This window comes from Streptomyces sp. NPDC048002 (assembly GCF_040653275.1).
GTDB lineage: Bacteria > Actinomycetota > Actinomycetes > Streptomycetales > Streptomycetaceae > Streptomyces.
The window spans coordinates 15,933-42,293 of the sequence record NZ_JBEZNL010000032.1 but is presented as its reverse complement, the minus strand read 5'-3'; the positions used below and the strand labels follow the sequence as shown (position 1 = coordinate 42,293).

General features: G+C 73.2%; 16 protein-coding genes. 12 read left to right on the top strand and 4 right to left on the bottom strand.

What is annotated here, in order from left to right:
* Nucleotides 1-214: 214 nt before the first annotated feature.
* Together AB0E07_RS29755 and AB0E07_RS29750 are read right to left on the bottom strand one after the other, a co-directional pair.
* The gene (locus AB0E07_RS29755; RefSeq protein ID WP_362258923.1) at nt 215-1,480 is read right to left on the bottom strand and encodes an SWF or SNF family helicase; all 1,266 of its coding nucleotides are present in this window, start codon (nt 1,478-1,480) and stop codon (nt 215-217) included.
* Nucleotides 1,480-4,419, bottom strand: a complete 2,940-nt coding sequence (locus AB0E07_RS29750; protein WP_362259015.1) for an SNF2-related protein — start codon at nt 4,417-4,419, stop codon at nt 1,480-1,482. Before AB0E07_RS29750 ends, AB0E07_RS29755 begins: the two co-directional genes overlap by 1 nt.
* A 240-nt stretch (nt 4,420-4,659) precedes the next feature.
* On the opposite strand from AB0E07_RS29750, the gene AB0E07_RS29745 reads away from it, so the two are divergent.
* The 5 genes from AB0E07_RS29745 to AB0E07_RS29725 all read left to right on the top strand — a co-directional run bounded on the left by AB0E07_RS29745 (nt 4,660) and on the right by AB0E07_RS29725 (nt 11,170).
* A complete protein-coding gene (locus AB0E07_RS29745; RefSeq protein ID WP_362258920.1) occupies nt 4,660-4,842 on the top strand; it encodes a hypothetical protein in 183 nt (60 codons plus the stop codon).
* A gap of 196 nt (nt 4,843-5,038) precedes the next feature.
* The gene (locus AB0E07_RS29740; protein WP_362258917.1) at nt 5,039-6,118 is read left to right on the top strand and encodes a sugar-binding domain-containing protein; all 1,080 of its coding nucleotides are present in this window, start codon (nt 5,039-5,041) and stop codon (nt 6,116-6,118) included.
* Nucleotides 6,115-6,792 carry a type VII secretion system-associated protein gene (locus AB0E07_RS29735; RefSeq protein WP_362258915.1) on the top strand — a complete coding sequence of 226 codons (678 nt, stop codon included), beginning with the start codon at nt 6,115-6,117 and terminating at the stop codon, nt 6,790-6,792. Before AB0E07_RS29740 ends, AB0E07_RS29735 begins: the two co-directional genes overlap by 4 nt.
* Nucleotides 6,789-9,905: a hypothetical protein gene (locus AB0E07_RS29730; RefSeq protein WP_362258912.1), complete on the top strand. Its 3,117-nt coding sequence runs from the start codon at nt 6,789-6,791 to the stop codon at nt 9,903-9,905. The genes AB0E07_RS29735 and AB0E07_RS29730 overlap by 4 nt, the downstream gene beginning before the upstream one ends.
* Complete coding sequence (locus tag AB0E07_RS29725; protein WP_362258909.1) at nt 9,905-11,170, top strand: hypothetical protein; 1,266 nt, start codon at nt 9,905-9,907, stop codon at nt 11,168-11,170. The genes AB0E07_RS29730 and AB0E07_RS29725 overlap by 1 nt, the downstream gene beginning before the upstream one ends.
* Nucleotides 11,171-11,243: 73 nt before the next feature.
* Here the strand turns inward: AB0E07_RS29725 and AB0E07_RS29720 are convergent, their stop codons facing one another.
* A complete protein-coding gene (locus tag AB0E07_RS29720) occupies nt 11,244-14,567 on the bottom strand; it encodes a right-handed parallel beta-helix repeat-containing protein (protein ID WP_362258906.1) in 3,324 nt (1,107 codons plus the stop codon).
* A 73-nt stretch (nt 14,568-14,640) separates the two neighbouring features.
* Between AB0E07_RS29720 and AB0E07_RS29715 the strand changes: the two genes are divergently transcribed.
* Entirely contained in the window at nt 14,641-15,870 is a 1,230-nt protein-coding gene (locus AB0E07_RS29715) for a S8 family serine peptidase (RefSeq protein WP_362258903.1), read from the top strand.
* Between the two features lie 47 nt (nt 15,871-15,917).
* Here the strand turns inward: AB0E07_RS29715 and eccCa are convergent, their stop codons facing one another.
* A complete protein-coding gene (gene eccCa, locus AB0E07_RS29710; protein ID WP_362259012.1) occupies nt 15,918-19,901 on the bottom strand; it encodes a type VII secretion protein EccCa in 3,984 nt (1,327 codons plus the stop codon).
* 300 nt (nt 19,902-20,201) lie between these two features.
* On the opposite strand from eccCa, the gene eccD reads away from it, so the two are divergent.
* The 6 genes from eccD to AB0E07_RS29680 form a co-directional block, all read left to right on the top strand.
* The gene (gene eccD / locus AB0E07_RS29705; RefSeq protein WP_362258899.1) at nt 20,202-21,599 is read left to right on the top strand and encodes a type VII secretion integral membrane protein EccD; all 1,398 of its coding nucleotides are present in this window, start codon (nt 20,202-20,204) and stop codon (nt 21,597-21,599) included.
* A 17-nt stretch (nt 21,600-21,616) separates the two neighbouring features.
* Nucleotides 21,617-23,095: a type VII secretion protein EccB gene (gene eccB / locus AB0E07_RS29700; RefSeq protein WP_362258897.1), complete on the top strand. Its 1,479-nt coding sequence runs from the start codon at nt 21,617-21,619 to the stop codon at nt 23,093-23,095.
* Between the two features lie 459 nt (nt 23,096-23,554).
* Nucleotides 23,555-23,905 carry a hypothetical protein gene (locus tag AB0E07_RS29695; RefSeq protein ID WP_362258894.1) on the top strand — a complete coding sequence of 117 codons (351 nt, stop codon included), beginning with the start codon at nt 23,555-23,557 and terminating at the stop codon, nt 23,903-23,905.
* 63 nt (nt 23,906-23,968) lie between these two features.
* Nucleotides 23,969-24,289 carry a WXG100 family type VII secretion target gene (locus AB0E07_RS29690; RefSeq protein ID WP_362258891.1) on the top strand — a complete coding sequence of 107 codons (321 nt, stop codon included), beginning with the start codon at nt 23,969-23,971 and terminating at the stop codon, nt 24,287-24,289.
* A 28-nt stretch (nt 24,290-24,317) separates the two neighbouring features.
* The gene (locus AB0E07_RS29685) at nt 24,318-24,764 is read left to right on the top strand and encodes a type VII secretion system-associated protein (RefSeq protein WP_362258889.1); all 447 of its coding nucleotides are present in this window, start codon (nt 24,318-24,320) and stop codon (nt 24,762-24,764) included.
* A 12-nt stretch (nt 24,765-24,776) separates the two neighbouring features.
* Nucleotides 24,777-26,361 (top strand): AAWKG family protein (locus AB0E07_RS29680; protein WP_362258886.1); only part of this gene is annotated, 1,585 nt, incomplete at its 3' end.

Sequence of the window (26,361 nt, the reverse complement as noted above, 5' to 3'; positions counted from 1 at the left end):
GCAGGGTCACGCGCGCGCAGCCGGACAGGAGACCGTCAGAGGCCGGGGACATCGGGGCCTCCTGAGGACCAAGTTCGCTGACTGCGGCCAGATTTGGCCCCTGCGTCGAACAGTGCGCGTTCAGCGGGTGAACGGGGGACGTGGGCCGATCGTCGAGCCGCCGCCCCCGCCTCACCCGCGTGCCGCGGACTCCGAGGTCACCTGGGGCACGGGGTCACCGGGGCGGGGGACCCGGCTCCGTGGAGGCCAGCGCGGTCGCCGGGTCCCCCGCCGGGCCGCCGGCCGGCACCCAGCGGCCCCGTTCCTTGCGGTACGGCCACCAGCGGCCGTCCCGGTCCAGGCGTACCTGCGCCGAAGTACCCGCTGCGGTCCAGCGGTTGGCCCTGGACCGCAGTACGGGGCGCTCGTCCTCCTCCCAGGCGGATTCCAGGGCGGTACGCGCGCGTGCCAGGACCTCGCCCTCCACGGTCCACTCGTCCTCCAGTACGGACAGCGCCGCCGCACCGCCGTATCCCCAGGCCCGGACCGCGAGCGCCAACTGCTCCCGGCTGCGCCCCGAACCAGCGGCGAGGCGCTCGGCGACCGCCGGCCCGGGAGCCCCGGCGGCGAGCCGGACCGCGTCCTCGGCCGCGGGCAGCCCGACGAACCCCGTCCGGTCGTGGTCCCCGCGTTGGGTGGCGGCCAGCACCCGGTGTGCCTCCGCCGCGGTGCGGGCGGCGAGGAACTCCAGCGCCGTGACGTCCGTGCCGGGCGGTGCCGGGGCCTCGGTGTCGAGCGAGGGCGGCAGGCCCGGCTCCGGAGGGTGTGCGGGGAGATCCGGGAGCGACGGCAGGATGCCACCGGCGGCGAACGCCTCCGCGGCGTCCACTCCCTCCGGCTCCGGCGCCGCCTCGACGGGAGCGGAGCCGCGGGCCTGGAGGTCGTCCAGCAGGGCCCGTTCGCCCCGTCCCCGCATCAGCAGCAGCACGAAGGGATCCTGGTCCAGCAGACGTGCCAGCTGGTAGCACAGGGCTGCCGTGTGGCCGCAGTGGTCCCAGGCCCCGCAGTCGCACTGCGGCTCCAGGTCGCCCATGCCCGGCAGCAGTTCGACTCCGGTGCCCGCCGCGTCCTCGACCAGATGCGGCGGCATGTCGCGGTCCAGCAGCGCCGCGACATGCCCGGCCCGCTCCACCGCCGTCTCCAGGAAGCGGTCCCACTGGTCGTCCGTCAGCTCCTCCAGCAGCACGTCCGCGCGGTGACGCGTGCCGTCGCGGTCCTGGACGACGGCCGTGATGCGTCCCGGGCGCACCGACACCGCGCCCACCCCTCCCGCGCGCGCCAGCCGGCGCCCCGCCTTGAGCTGCTGGAGGTCGAGCGCCGTGTCCTCCAGGGCCTTCAGCCAGGCCCGCCCCCACCAGGTCTGCGCGAAGCCCCTGCCCTGCGCGGGAGGCAGCGCCGCGAACGTGCGCTCCACGTCGTCGTACGCACCGTGTTCCGCCATCACGCGCCCCCTCGCAGCTCGACCAGCTCGGTCAGTTCGGCGTCCGTCAGTTCCGTCAGCGCGGCCTCCCCCGAGCCCAGCACGGCGTCCGCCAGCTCCTTCTTCCGGCTCAGCATGTCGGCGATCCGGTCCTCGACGGTCCCCTCGGCGATCAGCCGGTGCACCTGCACGGGCCGGGTCTGGCCGATCCGGTACGCGCGGTCGGTGGCCTGCGCCTCCACCGCCGGGTTCCACCAGCGGTCGTAGTGCACGACGTGTTCGGCCCGGGTGAGGTTCAGCCCCGTGCCCGCCGCCTTCAACGACAGCAGGAAGACCGGCACCTCACCGTCCTGGAAGCGGCGGACCTGCTCCTCCCGCTCCGCGATCGGCGTTCCGCCGTGCAGGAACTGCACCTGCACGCCCCGCGCCCTCAGATGCCGCTCGACGAGCCGCCCCATGCGCACGTACTGGGTGAAGACCAGCACGCCCGCGTCCTCCGAGAGGATCGTGTCGAGCAGCTCGTCCAGCAGCTCCAGTTTCCCGGACCGCCCGGCGGTCCCGAGCCGTTCCTCCTTGAGGTACTGCGCCGGGTGGTTGCAGATCTGCTTCAGCGCCGTCAGCAGTTTCACGATCAGCCCGCGCCGCGCCATGCTGTCCGCCTCGGCGATCTCCGCGAGCGTCTCGCGCACCACCGCCTCGTACAGGGCGGCCTGTTCCTTGGAGAGCGAGACCGCGCGATCGGTCTCGGTCTTCGGCGGCAGCTCGGGCGCGATCCCGGGGTCCGACTTGCGGCGGCGCAGCAGGAACGGGCGGACCAGACGGGACAGCCGCTCCGCGGCGAGCGGATCCCGGCCGGTCTCCACGGGCTGCGCGTAGCGGCTTCGGAAGGTGCCGAGCCGCCCCAGCAGCCCGGGTGTCGTCCAGTCGAGGATCGCCCACAGCTCGGAGAGGTTGTTCTCCACCGGGGTGCCGGTGAGCGCCACGCGCGCGCGTGCCCCGATCGAGCGCAGCTCCCGGGCGGTGGCGGAGTAGGGGTTCTTCACGTGCTGGGCCTCGTCCGCGACGACCAGGCCCCAGGGCACCGCGGCGAGCCGGGCCGCGTCCAGCCGCATGGTGCCGTACGTGGTGAGCACGAACTCCCCGTCGGCGAGGTCCGCCAGGTCGCGCCGGGCGCCGTGGAAGCGCCGCACCGGTGTGCCGGGCGCGAACCGCTCGATCTCGCGCTGCCAGTTGCCCATCAGCGAGGTCGGACACACCACCAGGGTGGGACCCGCCGAGGCGGGGTCCGTCTGCCGGTGCAGATGCAGCGCCACCAGGGTGATCGTCTTGCCGAGGCCCATGTCGTCGGCGAGGCAGCAGCCCAGGCCCAGCGAGGTCGTACGGGCCAGCCAGCTCAGGCCCCGCCGCTGGTAGTCCCTCAGGGTGGCCGCGAGCGCCGCGGGCTGCGGCACCTGCTCCTGCCCCTCGGGGTCGGCCAGCCGCTCGCGCAGCGCCGCCAGCCACCCCGTGGGCTGCACCTCGACGGTACGTCCGTCGACCTCGGCCGAGCCCGTGAGCGCGGCGCCGAGCGCGTCCACCGGCGTGACCTTGTGGTCCCGCTGTCCCCGGGCGCGGCGCACCTCCTCGGGATCGACGAGGACCCACTGGTCGCGCAGACGCACCAGGGGCCGGTTGGCCTCGGCCAGCCGGTCCAGGTCGTCCCGGGAGAGCGTTCGGTCGCCGAGGGCGAACCGCCAGTCGAAGGAGAGCAGCGCGTCGGCGGAGAGGAACGACGGCGTGTCGGCGGCGAGCCTCGTGGGGCCGCTCTCCTCGTCGGGCGGTCCGATCACCGCGCGGGCGGTCAGTTCGCGGGCCAGTCCCCGGGGCCAGTGCACGTCGACGCCTGCTCCGGCCAGGGTCCGTGCCCCGGTGGAGAGCAGGTCGGCGACCTCCTCGTCGGCGAGTTCGACGGCGTCCGGCACGGCCGCCGAGAGCAGCGGGGTCAGCGTCGGCCACGCGCGTGCCGCGCGGCGCAGGGCCAGCAGGGCGTCCATCCGCGCGCGGGAGCCGAAGGCGGAGGTCCCGGACCACACCTGGGAGGCGTCAGCGACCAGGGCCTGATCGACGGCGCCGTGCACCTGGAGCACCGCGCGGAACGCGGGCGCCTCGTCCGCTTCGAGGGCGTCGGTCAGGCCGGGGACCTCGACGCGCAGCGACAGGCGCACTCCGGCGTCGTGGCCCGCGGCGACATCGGCGGCCCAGGCGCGGTGTCCGGGCAGCGTCCGCGGCTCCGGTGCCGCGTAGGCGGGCCCGCCGGTGACCAAGGGGGCCGCGGGGGTGCGCGGCAGGGTGTCCGCGACGGCGTCCAGGAAGGCGCGCAGCAGCCGCTCGGGGTCGGGCAGGCGGGGCGGGCCCGGGGCGGGCAGCGGGACGGAGTGCGCCTCGGGAGGCATCGCGGCGGCGAGCCGCCGGAGGTCCTCGAGGTCCGCGGAGGCGAGCGGGCCGATCCGCCAGGCGTCGTGGTCCTCGGGGGAGAGGCCGGGCAGCAGCAGGCCCCTTGCCACGAGGTGCAGAGCCAGCAGGGCTGCCGAGCCCCAGAACGCGGGCGCTCGGTGCGCGCCCGCCACGGCACGGGCGCGAAGCAGGACCGGCAGGGCCGCGGGGAGAGGCAGCAGCACGGCGGGCACGGTCACCCGCTCGACGCCCTCGGGACCCGGCGCGACCACCGTGAGGTCCCCGGCCGTGGCTCCGCCGGCCGTCGGATGCCCGGCCGTGCATCCGCCGGCCGTCAGGTTCCCGGCCCAGGTCCCGTCGGGGCGGACGAGGGGCGATCCGTCGGGGCGGGCAAGGGGTGAGCCGTCGGGGCGCCAGAAGGCGACCCGGCCGACGCGTGCCGGGTCACCGGGGACGAACACGGCGAGGCAGTGGGCGGGTTCGAAGATCTCGGAAGGGTGAGCCGGGGAAGCCTTCTGCGCAGCTATGGCTAATTCCTCAAACTTGACTACTGGGCGGAGTCGCCGAGGGTACAGCACCAGCCTGCCCGAACCGGTCGGGCAGGGATGTGTTCCGGGTCACTCGCGTGGGAGGGTGGTGAGTGCCTCCGGGGGACCAGTAAGGGGCGCACCTCAGGGATGCCTCAGGGTCGTGGTCCGGAACCGGGGGGAGCGCGGGCCCGTTTTCAGAGCAGAGAGCGGCAGTGTGCCGCGGAGGAGGCGACTCATATGACGAGGAACCACAAGATCGCCGCTGGGGGTGCGGCGGTCGGGATCTTTCTGCTCATCTGGCTGCCCTGGTGGGCGGCACTTCTGATCATCCTGGGCGTCCCGGCCGCCGCGTACCTCGCACTCGACCCCTCGCAGCGGCGAAGGCTGCGACGCGGCCGCCGCGGGGAACTCGGCCGCTGAGACGGAGGGAATCCGGGGCGGCGGGACCGGCGGGGGCGGACCCGCCGACCCCGCCGACCCGCCGGCCTCGTGTGCCACTTCGGCCCCTGGCGTCACCCAGTGGTCGCCCTTTCGTCATGTGCTACTCACCTCGCCCGGATGAACTGGCATACGGAAACGGTGAGTTGACGGATCGACGAGAGTGCGGAGAACCGAGATGGCCGAATCGGCTGACGTGGTGGCGTTACCCCCGCCGATCGACACGCTCCTCGCCGCCGCCGTAGCCAGGCGTTTCTACCTGGAGAACCGCTCCAAGGTGGAGATAGCCAAGGAGTTCGGCATCAGCCGGTTCAAGGTGGCCCGCCTGCTGGAGGCGGCCGTCGCGCACGAGATCGTACGCATCGACATCACGGTCCCCGCCGAGGTCGACGTCCCGCTCGGACGGGCATTGACCGAACGCTTCGGGCTCCGGCACGGCATCGTCGTCAGCCTGGCCCGCGGTCAGGGCGGTACGGGGGACCCGCGTCGGACCGGCCGCTGGCTCGGCATCGCGGCCGCCCGGCTGATCTCCGAGATCGCCCAGGACGGTGACGTCCTCGGACTCGACGGCAGCCACACCGTGGACGCCTTCAGCGAGGCGGTCGGCCGACTGCCCCTCTGCGACGTCGTCCAACTGACCGGGGTGCGCGGACACGACCTCGCCCACGACTCCGCGATCGCCGCGGTCCGCCGTACGGCCGCGGCGGGCGGCGGGCGGGCGTACCCGCTCCATGTCCCGTTCCTCCTGCCGGACGCGGCGACCGCGGCGCTGCTGCGCGGTCAGCCCGGCACCGCCGAGGCCCTGGAACGGTTCGGCCTGGTCACCAAGGCTGTCGTGGGGGTCGGCGCCTGGGACGGTCCGCACTCACCGGTCCACGACGCCCTGTCCGAGGCCGAGCGCCGCACCCTCCGGGTGGCGGGAGCCTGCGCCGAAGTGGCGGGCCAGGTGCTGGACGCCGACGGCCGACCGGTTCCCACGGAGCTGACCTCCCGCATGATCTCCGTCGACACCGCCGCACTGCGCGAGGTCACGGAGCTGATCGGCGTCGCCGCCGGCGGGCGCGGCACCCGGGCGATCCGCGCCGCACTGAGATCGGGCCTGCTCACCGGACTCGTCACGGACGCCACCACCGCGCGCCTGCTGCTCTGGCACGACGAACCGGACGGCTCCCCGGGGACCGTCGTCCCGGCACCCCGCGACACCGACATCGACACCGACACCGACACCGACATCGACACCGTACGAGGAACGCGATGAGCGAGCCGGACGGCACCCTTCCGACCGTGCCGGACGGCACCCTTCCGCCTGTGCCGGACGATATCCGCGAGGCGGGCCGCCTCGCCCCGGACCACTGGCTCGGCGCGGTCGACCCGACCTGGTCCGGCGAAGGTCGCCCCCCGCTGTGGGCGATGACCGGACGGTGGCGGTCCGGAGCGGACGGCGAGATCGTCGAGTGGGAGGAGAACCCCGAGTACCGGCCGTCGCCCCGGGCGCTCGGCTGGCCCGAACCCGAGGACGAGGTGGACCGCGCCGTCCAGCTCGCCGCCACGGGCTACGGGCCCGGCGAGGCGGTGGCGGCCGCGCTGGCCGGCCGCGAGGTGGCCGTACTGACGGCTTCGGACGGCGGTCCCCTGAGCGCGGCCGCGACGGACGGGACCCCGGTGGTGCCGGTCTTCACGTCCTCGGTTTTCCTGCACACAGCGGGCCGGTTCGCCTTCGAACTCGTCGTCGTGGACGACCTGTTGACTCGGGTGCCCGAGGGCCACGTGCTGTACGTGAACCCGTCGGCCGCGGTGAGCATGCTGCTGGACCCCGACGCTGTGCGCGGAGCCGACCGTCCCGCAGCGGACGAGCGGTCCACCGCCGCCGCCACCGGCACCGCCCGGGTGCTCGTGGAGGCGGTCCGGCCCGCCGGAGGGACGGCAGCGTGAGCCGCTGGTCATCGGTGATCCCCGGTCGGCGGCGCAGGCCCGGACCCGGCCAGGACCGCACGCTCTCCGGAGGCGCGTCCGGGGCGTCCGGGGCGTCCGGTGGGCGCGCCGGTCCGCCGGTCGAGGACGTCGACGGTGTCCTGCTGGTGCGCTCGGTGGAGGACGACTCCTTCCCCCTGGACGCCGTGGCCGAAGTGGCGGGTGCCGTCGGCAACGACGCCGACGTCGTCACCGTGATCGTGGGCACCGCGGCCGGGGGAGCCGCGCCCGACGCCGACCACTGGGCCCGGCTGGGCGCGCTGCTGGACTCCCTGCGCGAGCGCGGCACCGACCGGATCAGGCTCGTGATGTCCGGTGCCGGCGCCGACCGGCCGGACCGGCCCTGCGTGGCCCGCCGTATCGCCGAGGCATGGGAACTGGAGGTGACGGCTCCCGACGGCGCCGTCCTCGTCACCCCCGGCGGCGCGCTGTTCGTGCACGGCGACTCCGGCCCCATGTGCGGCTGGTGGCGGTTCGCGCCCGGCGCGGAACCCCGCCGGCTCGGTCGGCGCGCCCCGGTCCCCGTGTGGGAGGAGGCGTTGGACGGGGTGCCCGTGCGCACCTCCGGGGGTTGTGTCGTCGACCGCGTTCCGGCGGGTGTGGTCATCCGCCCCGCCGAGGCGCCCGGCCCGGCCCTCGACGACCTCTGCTTCTCCGTGCCCGTCGACTTCGAGCGCCTCACGGTGCTGGTCGGCGCGCCGCAGGCGGAGGACGTCGCCGCCGACGAGGTCGCCGCCGTGCTCGCGGGGCTGCCCGAGGCGGAACGCGCCCGTGCGCGGCTCGCGCCCGGTGGAAGGCGTGATCTGCTCCGGCTCGGACAGTCCGTCGCCGAGCTGCTGGGCTCGGAGGTGGAGGTGCTCACCGGACTCCCCCTGCTCGACGACCACGCTGCGCCCGGGACGGCACCCCGTCCCACGCTCGTGGGACGGGACGGGCGGCCCAGCTGGCGGCCGTTCCTGTCGTCCGTGGTCTGCGCGCCCACCGCCGGGGACGGGCACACCCCCGCGCCCAGACCGGTGAGCCCGCACCCGCCCGAGTGGATCCTGAGCGGTACGGAGCCGGGGACGGTACGGCTCACGGACCGCTGGCAGGCCACCGTGACCCGCGCCGGACTCGCCCTGTGGGCGCCCGACGGGCCGCGTCCCGCAGTGGCCGGACCAGCGGTGGATCCCGATGTGTGCGCGATCGAACTGGGCGCGCCGGGGCAGCCGTTGGACGGCAGCCTGCTGCCCGCCCTCTCACAATTGCTGCGCGGACTCGGCGCCGACGTCCGGGCTCGCACGACCTTGATGGTCCGCGGCAGACTCCTCGGGGGCGACGGCGCCCTTCGCCGACTCGCCGCGGAACACGGCGTCCCCGGAATCCGCTACGTCACGACCGGGCGGTCCGGGCCGGCCGGGGCGACCGCCAACCGGGCGGCGACACCGGCCGGTTCGGGCGGGGCTGCGCCCCACCGACCCGGGGTGCCGCACCGGAGCGGTACGGCGACTGTCGGCGGGCCCGACGCGGGAGCGCCGAATGAGGGTGTGCCGGGCGGGACTTCGGTGCCCGATGCTCCGATTCCCGGGCGGGCGGGGTCCAGTGGTACGGGGCGGCCGGTGCGTGTTGCTTCCGGCGCCGCGCAGGCAGCCCCCGGTGTCGAGGGTCGCGCCCCTGAGCACCCCGATCGGCCGGACGGCAGCATCGAAGCGAATGTCCTCCCGGCGGGGCCGGTGGGCAGGCGGCCGGTCCCCGCGGTGTCCTCGGAGCCCCTCCCGTCGGGAAGCCCCGCCACCGAGACGGCAGAGGCACCCGACGTGACCGTGGCTTCCGAGGCGACCGCGAGTGGCGCCCCGCTGCCCACCGTCCCCCAGCGGACGGCCTCGGCGTCCGTGGCCGCCGCCCGACCGCCCGGAGCCGTCGCACCGCCGGACACGGAGAGCGTGAGCGAACCGGCGACCGGACGGTCCGGACCCACCGAACCACGCGGCCCGGTACACGAACCGACGCCATCCCCGGAACCGAAACCGGAACCGGCACCGGAATCGAAGCCAGCACCGGCACTGGCACGGGCCGCCCAACCCCCGAGCCCGCAGGAGCCCGCCCCCGCACCGCCGAGCGCGAAGGAACCCGCACCCGAAGCGCCCGCACCACGTGCCCGCACCCGCGAGGCGCCGCTCAGCACCCGGGAGGCGCAGCCCAGCACCCGCGAGAACCCGCCCCGCGAGGAACCGCCCCGACAGGCTCCGCCCCGTCCCCCCGCCGTCCTCCCCTTCGCCCCGGGGCACGTCAGCTCCGCTGCCGAGCGGGCCGCCTTCCGGGACGCGTCGGCCGGTGCCTGGGAGGGCCACGCGGCCGCCGTGTCCCGGGTCCTCACCCGGCTGCCCGCCCTGCGCGGCCATGAACTGGAGGTCGCCCGGACCGACCTGGTCGCGGCGCACGCCTACCTCACCGCCGAGGAAGGTCCGCTGCACCACCGCGAGCTGATCCGTGACCTGCACACCGGTGAGGGCCGTCTCATGCCCTACGCCGGCTGCCTGGCGTCGGCCCTGCGCCGGCTCCCCTCCTACCGGGGTGTGGCCCTGCGCGGCGGTGCCGTCGGCGGACCCGATCCCGTGACCGGCTCGCTGTTGCAGGACCCGGCCCCGGTCAGCGCCCTGGCCGGAACCCCGCCGCTCCCCACCGGCGCTTCCGTCCGCTACGCGATCTGGTCCGTCACCGGTCGCAACGTGCGTCAGCTGCACGGCAACGGCGCCCCGGGGACGTACGAGGAGATCGTCTTCGTCCCGGGGACCGGCTTCCGGGTGCTCGGGGTGCGGGACGTGCCGGGCGCCTCCTCCGTCGTACTCCTGCGGGAGCTGCCCGGGAACGCCACCGCCTACATGGACGGGTCGGAGGAACTGAGCGGCCTGGACCTCAAGGCGCTCGCGAACCTCGAACAGGCGCTCGCCCAGGGCCTGCGCGCCGGTGCGGCGCGGGAGTGGCCCGAGCGGTGTTCCGGGCCCCTGGGCCAGGACGGGCCACCGACGGGGGCCGCGCCGCATGCCGCGCCCGACCACCCGTCACCCCACAGTCCGCACGCTCAAGGAGAATGATGGCCAGTCAGAACCAGTCAGCCCCCCAAGGGCCCGAGGCCGGCGGCGGCCCGTCCGTCCGCCGCGCGGTCTCCCTCGGGGCCGCCGCGGCCGACCCCGGCCCGATGCTGGCACCGGCCGCACCGCGTACGGCCGGGCTGGGGTCGGAGCCGGCCGGAGCCGGAGTCCGCGGCACGGACGAGGAGGCCACCACGACGGGCGGCAGCACGGAGGAGCCGGAGGCCCCCGCCGCACAAGAGCGCCCGAACGAGGAGGAGCGCCCGAACGAGGAGGAGCAGCCGGAAGAGCAGAGCCCGGAACAGGAGCGCCCCGAGCAGGAGCGCGCGGAGGCGGCGAGCGTGGGCGCCGAGGAGCCCGCCGCCGCGGTCCGGGCCGCCGCCCCCGATGCCGAGGCCGCCGGTTCCCGGGCCGGCGGTGCCGCGGCGGCCGGTGCCGGAGGGGCGGACGGGCCTCCGACCGGTAACCCCAAGAAGCCCCTGCTGGCCGCGGCCGGGCTGGTCGGTGTCGTCCTGCTCTCGGTGCCGCTGCTGATCTGGGCGTCCGACGACTCGGACGAGAAGAAGAAGGACGTGGCGGTGGCCGCCGGGTCGGACACCCTGCTGGAGGAGGACGTCCAGGAGGTGCCGAAGGGCGACTACGCCCCGGCGGAGCCCACACCGGAGCCGTCGTCGAAGAAGCCGTCCGCCAAGCCGAAGCCCGCCGCGGAGAAGCCCGCACCGGTGCCGACCTCGGCCCCGGCGAGCGAGCCGACCGCCACCCGCAAGGCGGAGACCCGGATCGAGGAGAACGATCCGCCCAAGCTTCCGCCGAACACCGCCGCCTACGCCGTCCAACGGCTGGCCGCCTCGAACCCCGGCCGGCACATCTGCTACCGGGTCCATGTGAAGGGTTCCGGCTGGACCGCCCCGGCCTGCGACGGGGCCACCGCGGGCCGGGAGGGCAGCGGGCGGGCCATCACCGCGATCAACCTGGCGGTGGCGGACGCGAAGCGGGTCAACGCCAACGAGTTCATCCAGAAGGACGGCTGGACCACGGAGTGGTCGGGCGCGGCCGACGGACTGGACCTGATCCTGGGCAGCGCCGCCTCGAACGCGCCGAACCTCAGCGGCTTCACCATCGGGGTCGAGGCGGGCAACGTCTGCCAGAACCACAAGCTCGCCGGACACGGTTGGGGCGGGCTGGCCTGCGAGACGTCCCAGGGCTGGATCTTCGGCGGGACGACGGAACCGCAGTGGTGGCTGGAGGCCGTCCGGTTCACCGTATGACCGGCACATGACGCCCGCCGGAACCGTCCGGCGGGCGTCCGCACCCGGGCACAGGACAGGCGTCCGTGCCCGGTCACAGCGCGGGTGTCGTCCGCCGGGCCGGTGGCAGGTCCTGCGGCAGCAGCGTGGTCAGGTCGGCGAGGCTGGGCGAGGCGATCCCGCCCAGCCGGCGCGCCTGGCTCGTCATCATCGTCTCCAGCAACTGCCGGGCCAGCCGCGCGTTGCCGAAGGACCGGTCGCGCGGCACGCCGTCCACATGGTCGCGCAGCGCGGCGAGCGTGGGCTCGGCGCACTCGTACCCGGCGACCGCCGCGTGGCGGGACACGATGGTGACCAGTTCGTCCGTGCTGTAGTCCTCGAACGTCACGAACTTCGAGAAGCGGGACGTCAGTCCGGGGTTGGAGGCCAGGAAGCGCCCCATCTCCTCGGTGTAGCCGGCCACCACGACGACGATCTCGTCACGGTGGTCCTCCATCAGCTTCAGCAGGGTGTCGACGGCTTCCCGGCCGAAGTCGTTGGCCGAGCCCTCGGGCGTCAGGGTGTACGCCTCGTCGATGAACAGCACCCCGCCCAGCGCGCCGGTGAAGACGTCCTTGGTGCGCTGGGCGGTGTGGCCGACGTACTGGCCGACCAGGTCCGCCCGTGCCACCTCCACCAGGGAGTCGCGGGGGAGCACCCCCAGCGAGTGCAGCAGTCGTGCGTACAGCCGGGCGACCGTGGTCTTGCCGGTCCCGGGCGGTCCGCTGAAGACGAGATGGTTGCTGATCCGGGGCGCGGGCAGGCCCGCGGCGATCCGCTGCCGGGCGTTGGTGAGCAGACTGACGAGATCGGCGACCTCCCGCTTCACGGCGGCGAGTCCGACCATGGCGGTGAGTTCGGCCATCGGGTCGGGCTCGTCCGCGGTGCTCTCGGCCGTCCCGCCGACGGCCGCCGCCTCCGCGTCACCGACGTCCTGCGGCAGCAGCAGCGTCAGATCCTCCTCCGCCGGGTCGGTCATGGCGGCGAGCCGGAACGCCTGTCGGTCCACCATGTCCTCGAACACCGAGCGTGCCGCCCGGCCGTTGCCGAAGGACGCGTCCCTGGTCATCTGCTCGAAGCGGACGGCGAGGGCCTCCCGGGTCAGCGGCCCGAGCTCGAACTGGTGCCGGGCGCAGAGACTCTCGGTGATCGTCACCAGTTCGTCGACCGCGTAGTTGCCGAACTCGATGGTGCGGGTGAACCGGGAGGCGAGGCCGGGGTTGGCGGACAGGAACGACTGCATCTGCTCCGAGTAGCCCGCCGCCACCACGACGACGTCCTCGCGGTGGTCCTCCATCAGCTTCAGCAGGGTGTCGACGGCTTCCCGGCCGAAGTCGTTGGAGGAGCCCTCGACGGTGAGCGTGTACGCCTCGTCGATGAACAGCACTCCGCCCAGCGCGCTGGTGAACGCCTCGGTCGTCTTGATCGCCGTACCGCCGATGACCTGCGCGACGAGGTCGGCGCGGGCGACCTCGACGAGATGCCCGCTGCGCAGCACCCCGAGTTCCGCGAGGATGCTGCCGTACAGGCGGGCGACGGTGGTCTTGCCGGTGCCGGGCGGCCCCGCGAAGATCAGGTGGCGGCTCATCGAGGGGACCGGCATGCCGAGCCGGCGTCGGCGCTCCGCGAGCTGGTTCAGATTGACCAGCGTGGTCACCTGGTGCTTGACGTTCTCCAGGCCGATCAGCGCCTCCAGTTCGGCCAGCGGGCCCTCGGGCTCCGGCTCGCCGCCGGGTGCGCCCGGGGCGCCGTCCCCGACGGCCGCCGCGGCCGACTCGCCCCAGCTGTCCGCCAGTCCGTTGTCCGCGCTGGTCAGCAGTTCTACCGTGAGCCGTTCGCCCGCCCGGCTCTGACGCAGTCCGGCGCCCCGGTTGTCCCGTACGACGCACCGGGTGACGTCGACCGGTTCGGCCGAGTCGATCCGTATGCCGTCGCCGGTGCTGCCGGTGATCTCGCAGGCGTCGAGGGTGGCCCGGCCGCCGCGCGACACCTGGACGCCGTGGGCCTTCGAGCCGTGCACCCGGACCCGCTCCAGGACGATCTCCGCGCCGTCCCGCACGCCGACCCCGGCGTCCGCGCTGTCCCCGATCTCGCAGTCCCGCAGGGTGCCCCGGCCGCGTTCGCCGACGAGGAGGCCCGAACGGGCGGCGGAGCGCAGGACGGTGTCGCTGATACGGGGGTCGGAGTCGTCGTCGACGCTCACCGCGCACCCCCCGGCGGATTCGACCTCGCAGTGTTCCAGCCGGCCGCGTCCGTCGTCGGTGAACTCGATGCCGTGGCCGCCGGATCCGACGACCCTGGTGTGGCGCAGCAGCGGGTCGGCGGCGGAGCGCACCGAGATGCCGACGCCCGCCGCGTCCAGGACGTCCAGGCGTTCGAACTCGGCGGTGGAGTCGTCGGCGAGCTGCACCGCCCCCGCGGTGTCCGCGCAGTCGCTCACCACGGTGTTCCGCAGGAGCGGGGCGCTGCCGCCGAGGACACGCACCGCCGCCTCGGTCGCGCCGTGGAACGAGCAGCCCTCCAGGGTTCCGCGCGAGCGGTCCAGGACGAGGAGCCCGCCGGCGGCCGTGCGCCGGGTGACGCAGCCGCTCAGGACCGGGTCGGCTCCGCCCGAGATGACGATGCCGCTCTGGGTGAGGGACTCGAACGAGGTCTCCTCGATCTCGGGGCGGGCCATGCTGGTCACCAGCAGGCCGACCGAGGTGTGGTGCACGGTGCAGCCCAGCACCCGGGTGGAGCTGTGGCCCTCCAGCGCGACGGCGGGCTTGTCCGTGCCGGAGATGTCGCAGCCCTCCACGGTGCCGCGGGCCTCGCCGCTCGCGAGCACGCCGTTGGCCCGCGCGCCGCGGATCCGGCAGTCGCGGATGTGCGGCGCGGCGGTCTCGCCGAGCACCACGGCCGAGGTGCCGAAGTTCTCGAACACGCAGTCCTCGACGATGCTCTCGGACTCCGAGGAGTCGACGAGGCCGGCGCCGCCGGGGTTGGTGATCCGGCAGCCCCGGGCGGCCAGCGAGCCCTTGCCGCGCACCAGGACCGCGGCCCATCCGGCGCCGGTCACGGTGCAGCCGTCGAGGGCCGCCTGTCCGGCGGGTACGTCGATGACGGGGGCCTCCTTGTCCCGGCCCCGGACGGTCAGGGAGCCGAGCATCACGGCGTCGGCCATGAGGGTGACGGCGGTGCCGTCCCGGGGGCACAGCTCGACCGTGCCGGGCTCGCCCTCGGCGAGGATCGTCACCCGGTGCCGGATGACGAGGTTCTCGGCGTAGCGGCCGGGGCGGACCCGGATCACCGCACCGGTGCGCGCCTGGGCCAGGGCCTCACCGATCGTCGGGAAGCCGTCCGACCGTTCCGCGTCGACCGTGAGTATGTGCCGTGCCACGCCTCGAACCTCCTTGTGCTGAACGGTAGTTGGCGTTGTACGCCGTACCTGTTGTGTGCATATCATGCGGGACATGCGGAATGTGAAGAAAGAGCGGTGTGCGCGGGTCGCCCTGGCGGTCGCCGTGGTCCTCACGGCGGGCGGCGCGCCCGCCGTCGCCGCCACGGGCGCGCCGGGCGCGCCCTCCGAGAGTCCGGGCGCCGCGGACCCGGGCACCACGCTGCTGCCCCCGCTGCCCGTCCGCCTCGGCGAGGGCAATCCGTGCACCGGGGCCTCGGAGCGGACCGCCACCGGAGCGGCCTGGTCGCAGACCGCGCTCGGCCTGCCCCGGGCCCAGCGGATCTCCCGGGGCGCCGGCGTCACCGTCGCGGTCGTCGACACCGGAGTCGCCCCCGCCGTCCCGAGCCTCGCCGGCCGGGTCACCCACCTCGGCGCGGCGGACGAGGACTGCGTCGGCCACGGCACCTTCGCCGCCGGTCTGATCGCGGCGGCGCCCGAGCGGGGCAGCGGCATCACCGGGGTCGCCCCCGGGGCGAAGGTCCTCGCCCTGCCGGGCACCGACGACCGGGGCGTACCCTCCGCGGCCCTGGTGGCCGCCGGTATCCGCACCGCCGCCGACCGGGGCGCGCAGGTCATCTACGTCGGCCACGCCCTGCGGACCGGTGAGGCCGAACTCACCGCGGCCGTCGCGCACGCGGCCCGGCGCGACGCGGTGGTCGTGGCCCCCGCCGCCCCGGACGCCGTGCCGCGTACCGAACTCGGCCCGGACGGCGAGATGCCCACCGGGCCGTACTGGCCGGCGGCCGCCCCGGGCGTCCTGTCCGTCGTGGACTTCGGGCCCGGGGGAGTACGGCAGGAGAACGCGCCGCCGGCCCACCGGCCGGACCTCGCCGCGCCGGGCAGTTCGATGGTCAGCGTCGGACCGCGCGGCTCCGGCCACTACATCGGGTCCGGCGCCTCCCTGGCCACGGCGACCGTCGCCGGCGCCGCCGCACTCGTCCGCGCCTACCGCCCGGAACTGACGGCAGCCGAGGTCACCCGCAGGCTCCTCGCCACCGCCTACCCGTCGGACATTCCGCGCCTCGACCCGTACGCCGCGCTCTCCCAGGTCCAGGACGAGGCGCGGGCGGCCACACCGGCACCCGCCGTCGCCCGGATGCCGGAAGCCGCGGACTCCGCGCCGCACTCCCGCTCCCTGGCCATCGCCGCCGTGTCCCTGACGGCCGTGCTGCTGCTGGCCGCGCTGGCGTTCGTGATCCCGCGCGGCCGCGCGAGGAACTGGCGCCCCCCGCAGAGCCGTTGACCGCACGGGAGTGCCACGGGCGCGGCGAAAGAGGCTCGGCGGGACCATCAGAGGGTGTCCTCCACAAAGGCGGTCTGGATCTGGAGCGTCTTGCGGCGCGCGATCCGGATCGCCCGGCCCGGGATCAGCTCACGGCCCTTCACGCTGCCGAACAGGTAACCCTCGCTGGGCGGGCAGGACATCAGCAGACCGGGCGTGTTGACCTCCTGGAGCCGACGCAGCAGCGCCTCGTTCAGACCCCGCCCGGCGCCCGCCGAGGACCGCGCCACCACGAGGTGCAGCCCGACCTCGTGCCCCAGCGCGAGATGGTCCAGCAGCGGCGCGAACGGCTGCGCCATGGGACCGCTGCCGACCATGTCGTAGTCGTCGACCAGGATGAACAGCCGCGGACCCTGCCACCAGTCGCACAGCCGCATCCGGGACGGCGCGATGTCCTCGCCCGGCACCCGCTGCCGGACCGCGCGGGCCGCGCCGTCCACCAGTTCCCGCAGCATGTCCAGGGACACCGCGTGCCCCAGGCGGTACGCCTCGGGGACGCTCTCCACCAGTTCCCGCCGGAAGTCCACCGTCATGATGCGGGCCTCGGCCGGCGTGTACCGCTCGGTGATGCCCCGCGCGACCAGCCGCAGCAGGTTCGTCTTGCCGCTCTCCGTGTCACCGACCACGATCAGATGCGGGTTCTCGGTGAAGTCGTGCCACACCGGCGCCAGTTCGTTCTCGTCCAGACCGAGCGCGATCCGCAGACCCTGCTCGCCGTCCGGCTCCGGAAGCTCCCCGACCGGCAGGTTCGCGGGCAGCATGCGCACCCGGGGCGCCGCCGGACCCGGCCAGCTCTCGGCGATCGCGGCTACCAGGCCCGCCACCCCGTCCGCGAGGTCGTCGGCGTCCTCGACGCCGTCCACCCGCGGCAGCGCCGACAGATAGTGCAGCTTGTCGGCGGTCAGCCCCCGTCCCGCGCTGCGCGGGACCGCCGCCGCCCTGCGGGAGTCGATCTGCGAGTCCATCGGATCGCCCATCCGCAGCTCCAGCCGGGTCCCGGTCTGGTCGCGCACCGACGACGACAGCTCCACCCAGCGGGCGGTGGTGATCAGCAGATGGACGCCGTAGTTGAGGCCGCGGGCGGCGAGGGCGTTGAAGGTGGGGATGTGCCGGTCGAAGTCCTGGCGCACGGTGGCCCAGCCGTCGATCGCCAGAAAGACGTCCCCGTGCGGCTCCTCGGCGAACTCGCCCGCCGCGCGCCGCTTGCGGTACGTGGCCATCGAGTCGATGCCGTGCTCCAGGAAGAACCGCTCCCGCCGGGCGAGCAGCGAGGTCACCTCGGCGATGGTCCGCCCCACGCGCTCGCTGTCCACGCGGGCCGCGACGCCGCTCATATGGGGCAGTTCATCGAGGGCGGCGAGGGTGCCACCGCCGAAGTCCAGGCAGTAGAACTGCACTTCGCGCGGGGTATGGGTGAGGGCGAGCGCCGTGATCAGGGTCCGCAGCAGGGTGCTCTTGCCGCTCTGCGGGCCACCGGCGATGGCCACATGACCACCGGCCGCCGACAGGTCGACCGTCAGCAGGTCGCGCAACTGGTCGAAGGGCCGGTCCACGACCCCCACCGGCACGGTCAGCCGGCCCCGCATCGGCCAGTCCGCCGTGGTCAGCCCGAACCGCGGATCCGGTGCCAGCGGCGGCAGGATCTGGTCCAGGGTGGAGGGACGGCCCAGCGGCGGGAGCCACACCTGATGGGCGGGCGGACCCGAGCCGCGCAGCCGGTCCAGCGCCACCGACAGCAGCGACTCCCCGTCCCCCTCGCCCTCGCCGTCCGGCTCCGGCTCCGCCCCGTCGGGCTCACCCGGGTCCGGGACCGCCGGAGCGCGCGGCACCACCCACTCCGCCGTCCACGGCACCACCTGACGCGCCACCTGCGCCTGCGCGACGGCCCGCCGCCGCTGGTAGGGCCCCGACACATACGCGGCACGGAACCGGGTGAGCGCGTCGACCCCGCTCTTGAGGAAGCCCGCCCCCGGCTGCGCGGGCAGCTCGTACGCGTCCGGCACGCCCAGCACGCCCCGGCTCTCCATCGCCGAGAACGTCCGCAGACCGATCCGGTACGACAGATGACTCTCCAACTGGTGCATCCGGCCCTCGTCCAGCCGCTGCGAGGCCAGCAGCAGATGGACCCCGAGACTGCGCCCGAGCCGGCCGATCATCACGAACAGCTCCATGAAGTCCCGGTGCGAGGCGAGCAGTTCGCTGAACTCGTCGACCACCACGAACAGACTCGGCAACGGTTGCAGCGGCGCCCCGGACTGCCGTGCCTTCTCGTACTCCAGCGCCGACGTGAAGTTCCCCGCCGCGCGCAGCAGTTCCTGCCGCCGGATCAGCTCCCCGTGCAGGGCGTCCTGCATCCGCGCGACCAGCGCCACCTCGTCCGCCAGGTTGGTGATCACCGCCGAGGTGTGCGGGAGTTCGTCCAGGCCGAGGAAGGTCGCGCCGCCCTTGAAGTCGACGAGGACGAAGTTCAGCGTCTCGGAGGAGTTGGTCAGCGCCAGACCCAGCACCAGGGTGCGCAGCAGCTCGCTCTTGCCGGAACCGGTGGCCCCGATGAGCATGCCGTGCGGGCCCGTCCCGCCCTGCGCGGACTCCTTGATGTCCAGTTCCACCGGCCTGCCCTCACCGCTCACCGCGATCGGTACCCGCAGCCGGGCACTCCCGGTCGACCTCTCCCACAGCGTGGCGGGCACATGCTTGTGCAGATCCGGGATGTTCAGCAGGGAGGTCAGCTCCACGTCGCTCGCGAGCGGCCGCGAGTCGTCCCCGCCCACACTCATCCGGTACGGGGCGAGGAGCCGCGCCAGCGACAGGGCGCCCGCCGTACCCAGCCGGTCGGGCCGGCCGAGCACCGTCGACTGCTCCTTGCGGTCGCGGTCGGTGCGCACCAGCGCGACCCCGTCCCCGTCCACCTCCAGGCGCAGCGTGGTCCGCCCCGGCTTCCAGGCGAGCGCACCGGTGAGATCGAGCACCACCGCGTTGCGGAACCCGTGCCCGTCGAATCGGTGCCCCGCCGGCACCGTGCACCCGTCGATCACGACGACCGTGTAGGGCTCCTCCCGACCCGGCACCGCGTCCGGATCGGCGGCCGGGCGCTCCAGGAACTCCGCGCCCAGCAGGTTCTCCAGCTCCGTGAAGGCGGACGCGATCATTCGGGCCGGGCCCGCGCCGTCCTCCTCGTGCCGGTGCAGACTGTGCGGCAGCCACTTCGCCCACTCCCACTCGGCACGCCGCTCGTCCGAGACGCACAGCGCGATCCACAGGTCGTCGGGGGAGTGGAAGACGGCCAACTGCCCCAGCAGGGACCGCGCCAGGGCACGCGTCCGGTCCTCGTCCCCCCGGAACAGCACCTTCGACCAGGCCCGCAGATAGATCGCGATGGGCTGGTCCCGGACGGTGGAGTAGGCCCGGGTGAAACTGCGCAGCGCGTGCGCCGACAGCGGCTCCAGGTCCTCGACGGGCTTGGTCGACAGCGGTGTCAGCCGCATCGCCAGACGCTGGTCGCCGACGCCCATCCGCACCTCGGCGAAGTCCTCGTCCGACGAACGCCGCTCCCACAGCCGGGTGCTGCGCACCAGCGACGACAGCGCGTCGGGCTCGGGATGCCGCCAGGCCAGCGCCCGCTGCTGCTCGACGACGGAGGCCCGCACGATGCGCCGGGTCTGCCGCAGATAGCGCAGGTAGTCCCGGCGTTCCCCCTTCATCCGCTGCTTGCGTTCGGAGTTGCGGCGCATGACCTGACCGAGCATCATCCCCGCCGACGCGACCACCATCACACCCAGCGCGATGTAGATGAAGCCGCCGCTGTCCCGGCTCATTCCGGGCCGCATGAACATCAGCATCATGGACACCGACATCAGCGCCATCGGCAGATACGTCCACACCGCGGAACTGTCCGGGACGACTTCCGGGAGCGTGGGCGGCTCCTGAAGGCTCAGTTCCCCCGACGGCATTTCCGGCCCTTTGCGGCGGGCCGGTCGGCGGAACAGGATCACGCTCAACGAACGTCCTCCTCAACGATTTCGGAAGGAATTCCGGGCGAACCTCGCGGGAACGTCGCGGTTTTTCGTAAGGGGTTCAGGGTGCCAAGCGGCGGAAGCGGGGGAATTACCGGGAGTTTCCCCGGAGTTGAACTCCGGGAGTGGTGTTGCGAAAAGTCCGGCGTGCGGTCAAACTCGTCGGCGCATGCCCCGTCCGACTCATTTCGTCGCGTTCGGCGACCGACCGGTGTGCCGCTGCCACCTTCCAGCCACCGCGATCACCGCGGACCGCCAGAAAGTGTGAAACCCGATCCCATGACCGAGATTCAGACGGCAAGCCTGTGCCGCGTCACCGTACGGGCTCCGGCCAGGACCGTCGACCTGGCCGTCCCCTCCGACGTCCCCGTCGCCGATCTGCTGCCCACAGTGATCGGCTACGGAGGGGACGACCTGGAGGAATCCGGTCTGGAGCACGGGGGTTGGGTACTCCAACGCCTCGGCGGTCCACCGCTCGACCCCGAGAGTACCTTGGACTCCCTCGGACTGCGGGACGGAGAGGAACTCTATCTGCGCCCGCGCACCGAGGCGTTGCCCGAGGTGCACATCGACGACCTGGTCGACGGTATCGCCGAGGGCATGAGCCGCAGGCCGCACGGCTGGAGCGCCGACGCGGGCCGACGGCTGCTGCGCGGACTGGCCGTGGCCACCCTCGCGCTGGGCGTGGTGCTGCTCGCCATGCCGGGAACGGCCGGCTGGGTGCGGGCGGTCGCCGCCGCCGCGGCCGGACTGCTGCTGATCGCCGGCGCGGGCTCCGCCTCCCGGGCGGTCGGCGACGCCGGGGCCGGATCGGTGCTCGGACTGATGGCGGCACCCTACTTCGCGCTGGCCGGCTGGCTGCTGCCCGGCGGCGACCTGGGCGGCACCGCCGGGGACGCCGTGCTCGGTGCCCGGCTCCTGGCGGCGTCCGCGGCCGCCGGCGCGGGCGCGGTACTGGCCCTGGCCGCGGTCGGCACGTACCCGGCGCTCTTCATCGGCGCGGCCTGCGTCGCGGCGGCGGGCGCGCTCGGCGCCGCACTGATCATCCTGGACCTGGCGCCGGAACAGGCTGCCGGTGTGGTGGCCGTCGTGGTGGTGCTCTTCGGCGGGTTCGTCCCGTCCCTGTCGTTCCGGCTGGCCGGGATGCGGATGCCGCCCCTGCCCACCAACGTCCAGCAGCTCCAGCAGGGCATCGACCCGTACTCCTCCTCGGAGGTGGAGGCGCGGTCCGCGCTCGCCGACGGCTGGATGACCGCCCTCTACGGTGCCGTCGGCCTCGTGTGCCTGTACTGCCTGGTCGCGCTCCTGACCGGGCCGGGCCTCCCCGAGATCCTCGTCGTCGTGGCCCTCTCCCTGCTGTTGCTGCTGCACAGCAGGGGCCTGGGCAACGTATGGCAGCGGCTGGCCCTGACCGCCGCCGGCGCCTGGGGCGTGGCGCTGCTGCTGTTCCAGGCCGCCCGCTCGCTCGCCCCGGCCGACCGGCTGACCCTGACGGCCGGACTCATGGGGCTGGCCGCCGCGATCGTCATCGCCTCGTGGACCGTGCCCGGACGGCGGCTCGTCCCGTACTGGGGCCGCGCGGCCGAACTGCTGCACTCGCTCGCCGCACTCAGCCTGCTGCCCCTGACGCTCTGGTCGACGGGCGTCTACGGCTGGCTCCGCGGCATCAACGGCTGACCCGGGAGAACGGCGACATGCACAGCAAGCGCGACCAGGTACAGGCGCACCTCTTCATCATGGGGCGGCTGGCCTCGGCCATGCTGCGCTCCGAGCCCGACGCCCCGGAGAGCCCGCTGGGCCGCACCAACCGGGGCGCCGCGATCGGCGTGATCATCGCCGTGCTGGTCTGCGCGGGCGCCTTCGTCTTCGGGCTGATCAGGCCGGGCGGCAACGACTCGTGGCGCTCGGGCGAGCACCTGATCGTGGACAAGCAGACCGGCGCCCGCTACCTGTACCTCGACGGCCGGCTGCGCCCGGTGCGCAACCACGCCTCGGCACGCCTGCTCACCGGCGGGCCCGTCGACGTCACCACCGTGGGCACCTCCTCGCTGGCCGGCACCCCGCACGGGACGCCCATCGGCATCCCGGACGGCCCCGAGGCGCTGCCGGCCTCCGGCGACCTGGACCGGACGCCCTGGCTGGTCTGTTCCGGCGTCCGGCCCCGTACGACGGGCGTCGTCACGGCCACCACGACGCTCGCCCTGGGCACCGGCACCCCGCCGGACGTACCGGGCGGCGGACGGCTCGGCCGGGACCAGGGCCTGCTGGTGACCGGCCCCGACGAGACCGCGTACCTGCTCTGGCAGGGCAGCCGACTGCGCCTGGACGACCGGGCGAAGGCGGCCGAGGCCCTCGGGTACGGCGGCGTCACCCCGCGCCCGGTGTCCGCCGCCTTCCTCGACGCCTTCCCGCTGGGCCCCGACCTCGCCCCCGCCGCTGTGCCCGGCCGCGGTGAGAAGGGACCCGAACTGGCCGGGCGGAGCACCAGGATCGGGCAGCTGTTCCGGGTCGACGTGCCCGGCTCCACCGCCCGTCACCACCTCCTCACCCGCGAGGGGCTCGTCCCGCTCACCGACACCGGCGCCACCCTGCTGCTGGGCGATCCGCGCACCCGTGAGCTGGCCTACGGCGGCCGGACCGCGACCGTGGCCACGCTCGGCGCGGACAGCCTGGCCGGGCATCTCGCCCCCGGTGCGGGGGCCTCGGGGGCGGACCAGGCGGGGCTGCCCGCGAAGCCGCCGAAGGCGGTCGTGGTGGCCGGGGACTCCGTGGCCTGCGCCGAGGTCGACTCCACGGCATCCGGAGTGCGGGTGGGCGCCTCGGTGCTGCCCGCGGACGCCCTGCCCGAGGCCGTGCAGGCACCGGCTCCCGAGATCGAACCGGGCTGCCTGCGGGTCGACTCCATAGCGGTACGGCCCGGAACGGGCACGCTGGTCCGGGTGTTGAGCGCGAGCGGAAGCGCGCTGGGCGACACCACGTACCTGGTGACGGACGACGGGGTGAAGTACCGGCTGCTGTCCCAGCAGGCGGTCCGGGCACTGGGGTACGAGGGTGCCGAGGCCCGTACGATGCCGGCCCCGATGCTGGCCATGCTCCCCAGCGGCCCCGACCTCACACCGGAGGCGGCGGCCGAGGGCGAGGCACGGGTGACCCTGCGCTGTCCCGGGCGATAGCGCACTGTCCTCTGAGGTAGCGCGCCGTCCCGGGCGGTGGCGCGCTGTCCCGGCGGCGGCGCGGGGCCGCATGCGGCCCGGGACCGACCCACGGCAATCGTCGGGCAGGGAAATTCTTGGCGTCGTCGGGCCCACTTCGCGTCGTGCGACGACCGCTTCGCGTCGAGCCGCACCCGCGGACCGCACCTCCTCCGCCGGTGCCCGTGCCCGCCCTGTCCGGCTTTGACCATCCCACCGCTCACCTGAGCGCCGATAATTCCGCGGAATTGCTCAATTGAGCTTTCCGCGCCGGGTATTTCAGGCTTCCGGCGGGCAATTGCCAAACCAGCTGCACCCTGCATAACATCTGGCCACCCCCATGCCCCGGCGATTCGACCGTGATCGCAGGAACAGCCCGTCTGCCCGCGGGACGGTGTGGGTCCGCGACTCGGTGAGTTCCGCCGAAAGGGGATTTCTCTCATGGCCATGCAGCAATCCGAAGAACGCGCCACCCGCAACGGGATCATGGCGCTGGAACAGGCTTTCACCGGTGTGCAGCGCTGCCAGCAGGACGTCCAGTCCACGTCGCACACGCTCGCCTCGAACTACGGCGGCGCGGACGGCGGAAAGTACAAGAGACTGCTGGAGCAGTGGGACGAGCATGTCGACACCATCCTGATCAACCTGGACCGCATGGTCGACGAACTCAACGGCACGCTCCGCGAGCACGGGCTGGTGCAGGGATCCACCAGCGACGCGATCGACGCCGAGTACTCACGCTCCACGGCGGTGTTCGACGAGCTCAACGGCACCAACACGTCGACGAACTGACCGACGCCGCGTGCCGGGAGCCGGCCACCCCACCCTTTCCTCCGTGTTGATTGAAGGACCCCGATGGACTTCTCCGACGGCTACATCTACGTCGACTACAACCATGCCGAAGGCGCGGCGGACGACATGGTCGGCCAGTCCCAGGCGATCATGAGCATTCTGGCCAACCTGGAGATGGAACTGGCCGAACTCCGCAACAGCTGGATCGGTGACGACCGGGACGTCTACAGCGAGGTCCAGGCGAAGTGGGACAACGCCGTCGAGAACATCAAGACCCTGCTCGCCAACCACTCCGGACTGCTCTCCGAGATCTCCGCGAACTACCGCTACACGGAGCAGAACCTGTCGCAGCGGTGGGGCGACATCAGGATCGGAAGCCGCTGACGCCGATTTGTGACGCAGAGGCGATCGCATGGCCGTCACGGTCCTCGACAGCACCTTCCTGAGAAACTTCATCAACAACCAGATCGACGGCTTCCGTACGCAGTTGGAGAACATCCTCAAGGACAGTCCCAGCGCCGGACCCGCGATCTCCTTCATCGCCGACTCCATTTCGACCACCACCATCGACGCGGCGAAACCACTCGTCATCGGCCGTATGGCCGGCGAGAGCAGTTCGGTCGGCGGGGGAGCCCTGAACAAGGTGATCCAGCAGGGCGCCGGTGAGGTCGTACGCATCCTGGAGGACCAGACGATCCTCTTCGAGGACCTGGAACAGGCGTTGTGGGACACCATCGACGAACTGGCCAAGAGCCAGGGCAAGAATCTGGAGAACATCACCGCGGACGAGTTCATGGACATCTTCGAGGATGTCGACAGTGACCTCGGAAATCCCGGTGGTAACGAAGAGGAAGAGTAGCGGAGTTCGGCGATGGCCAACCCCGAGGACAACAACAACGACAACTGGAAGAAAGCGGTTGACCTGCTCACCGGCTACATCCTGCCGGAGCGGAGCACGTTGTTCGACAATCTGAAGGGCAATGACGGCATCCCGCTGATACACGTCCGGCTGGACAAGCACGGCGGCCCGGAGTATTCCTCGGGTTTCCTGTCGTCGGGCGGCTGGAAGACGCACAACACCGACTACACGATCCCCTTCTACCGTCCCAGCGACGACGCGCAGGACGTGTCCGAGGGCAAGTACCTCTACCGGTACCGCGCCTACATCACCTTCCTCGCCTCCGGCCAGTCATGGCCGCCCAGCGGTGACGACGTGATCCCCGGCTACACGAAGACCAGCGAGAAGCTGAAGGACAAGGGCGGCTGGAACAAGGAGGGCGAGAAGCTCGACTGGGACACCAACCCCTTGGTCCAGTACCTCTACGGCTCCAAGGCCGCCCTCGCACAGCTGACCATGTGGCCCTACTCCACCCACGGGTTCGAGAACCGCGGCATCCCGGTGAACGACGCCGACTACGTCGACCTGCGCACCTTCACGGACGCGGCCAGGGCCTTCGACCGGGTGGTGAAGTTCTTCGAGGACAGCGCGGTCACCGTCGGCAAGTGGGACACCGAGGACATCGGTGAGGGCAGCGACTCCTGGGACGGCACCTCGGCCGCCATCTTCAAGGAACTCATCCACAAACTGGCCCGCAACTACGAGGGGTACGCCGACCAGCTCAACGGCAAGGGCAGCGAGGGAACCGCCGTCACCATCGACGACGTGACGGTGACCTCGGAGCCGGCCCGCGCGCTGGCCGAGGCCCAGCGGGTCGTCCTCACCCAGGCGCAGAAGCTCTACGACGCCTGGGAGGCGTGGAAGGCCGAGAGCAACCCGCAGCGCTGGCTCTACGACATGCTGCAGGACGCCCGGCTGACCCTCTTCGACACCCAGTACGACAAGACGGACATCGACACGGTGTCCAGCGGCTCCGGTCCGTACACGAGTTGGCACAACTACGTCGTGTCGACGGCCGGCTTCCAGAACGCGATCGTCATCGGGGGCAAGTCGTACGGACGGCCCAGCGACATGACCACCTGGAAGGCGATAGCCGACGAGGCAGTGCGCCGGTGGGAGCAGTCCGTGCAGGACTGGCTCAGCACCGCCGGTGCCGAGGCCATCGTCGAGATCCACAAGGCGTTCAAGACCGCAGAGAAGGCGTTCGACACCAGCATCACCGACAAGGACGACCGCCCGCTGTCGGAGATCTCCGCGGAGGCGGAGGCCGAGGCCGAGAAGAAGAAGGCGGAGGCCGAAGCCGCCGCGGCCAAGGCGCAGGCCGAGAAGGAGAAGGCGGAGGCCAAGGCGGAGGCGGAGCGGGAGAAGGCGGAGGCCAAGGCCGAGCGGGACCGGGAGAAGGCCGAGGCGGAGAAGGAGAAGGCCGAGGCCAAGGCGGAAGCCGAACGGGAGAAGGCGGAAGCCAAGGCGGAGGCGGAGCGGGAGAAGGCGGAGGCCAAGGCCGAGCGGGACCGGGAGAAGGCCGAGGCGGAGAAGGAGAAGGCCGAGGCCAAGGCGG